1 protein-coding gene is annotated in these 1,576 nt (G+C 66.9%); it reads right to left on the bottom strand.

Translation table 11 applies throughout. The features are described 5' to 3' along the window. Window positions 1-235: 235 nt before the first annotated feature. The coding region (locus ABVS03_RS11500) for a transposase (protein WP_368019211.1) at window positions 236-1,576 on the bottom strand (1,341 nt) is incomplete at its 5' end.

Below are 1,576 nucleotides of genomic sequence, written 5' to 3'. Positions count from 1 at the left end.
GTCCTGCAAAATGTGCCGGAAGCGTTGCGGCAAGGCGTGCAATTCGGCCTTCCGGAGCATCCGGGACGCCGGATGGCATGCATTCCGGCCATGGCAATATCGGCCCCCTCTCCAGGATTGCACGACTTCATGCAACGGAGGGGGCCGGACGGATTCGCTGCTGCCGGCTCCGGCCGACGTATTCCTTTCGTCCGCTGCCTCCGGCTGCGCACCGCAGGCAGCGCATGCGGCTATGCTACCTCAGATATGCATGCGGGACGAGCGCGGGCCTGAGCACCACGCGCTCCGCAGGGATGCGCACGATCCCGAGCCTTCCGAGCGCCCCTTCCGGCAGGAGCGACCCCAGCTCGCCGAAGGGGCATCCGCCTATCGACGCGAGCGGATACGAGTTGACATGGCTGCAGGCGAGAGCCACGTCTGCGTCCGTGAGCGCGTCCATGTCCACATGCCCCTTCGGGAATATCCGCCTCAGCTGCTCGTGGTTGCGCTCGGCCTCGGACTTCTGGTTGGACTCCTGCGGGTCGCACCAGAAGACGCGGCATCTCCTCTCCCCGGGCTCGAGGCAGCTGCGCTCCATGCCCTCCCGGTCGTCGAACTCCGTGCCCCTGTCGAGGAGCATGATGCCGAACGCCGCCTCGAAGGCCGCACGCGACCCCAGCGCCCTCTCGATGCGGTCGAGCGCCGCGACGGTGGCCGAAGGGTCCGCATGCCTCTTCCTGAGATAGAGCTGGAAGTGCCTCGCCACGATGTGCAGCGTGAGGATGTCGTGGGCATCCTGCTGCCTGCCGCAGACGGAGTCTCCCTGCACGACCCTGGCCCTCTCCTCCAGGGGCAGCGCCAGGAAGTCGGAGTACTCGTGCCCGGACCTGTCGATGCGCGGCCTGCCCTGGTCCCTCTTCCTCTTCCTGGGCCTGAGCCTCGCCTTCCTCGGCAGCTCGACGCTGGATATGTCCAGGATCCCGTCCGCCTGGTAGTTGTAGAGCGAGCGCAGGCAGACGCCGAGCCCGTCCCCGAGCTCGGTGCAGATCGCCTCGAAGCTCCATCCCTGCCCTACCAGGGGCGCCACCACCGCATTCAGCCGCTCGAGCTCGTCGGCGGTGAGGTCTATGCCCTCGCGGCTCGAGGCGAGCCTGGCATCGTGCGCCGCCTGCGCCTCCTCTGCGCGGTACCTGCTCCTTGGATAGCTGCACGTCTGCCGCTTCCTGCACCCTTCGGGGCAGACGTAGGGCCATCTCTCCGTCACGGGGCACATCAGCAGCTCGAAGTCCGGGCATGCATCTATGCAGCTCCTCGTCCTGCAGTCCCTGCAGCGCACTGCCCGGCTGCTGCATCCTGCGCATGCAGTGCCCACCCTCGGGCACTCCTTCCTGCGCGCGCAGCGCACCGACAGGTTCGCTCCCGGCGCCCTCTTCTTCTCCTTCAGGGTCCTGTTCGCCTTCACCTCCCTCGTCACGGTGGAGGGGCTCACGCCTGCCTCCCGGGCTATCTTCCGTGCGGAATCGCCTCTCCGTATGCCTTCCTCGATGATCACCCTGCTATCCTTGTCCATGTGCTTCCTCTTGCCGTCTCTCATCGC

It is taken from the genome of Olsenella sp. AGMB03486 (assembly GCF_040884255.1).
GTDB lineage: Bacteria > Actinomycetota > Coriobacteriia > Coriobacteriales > Atopobiaceae > Olsenella_L > Olsenella_L kribbiana.
Note: the sequence above shows the minus strand (reverse complement) of the source record. Positions and strands in the feature narration are given on the sequence as shown.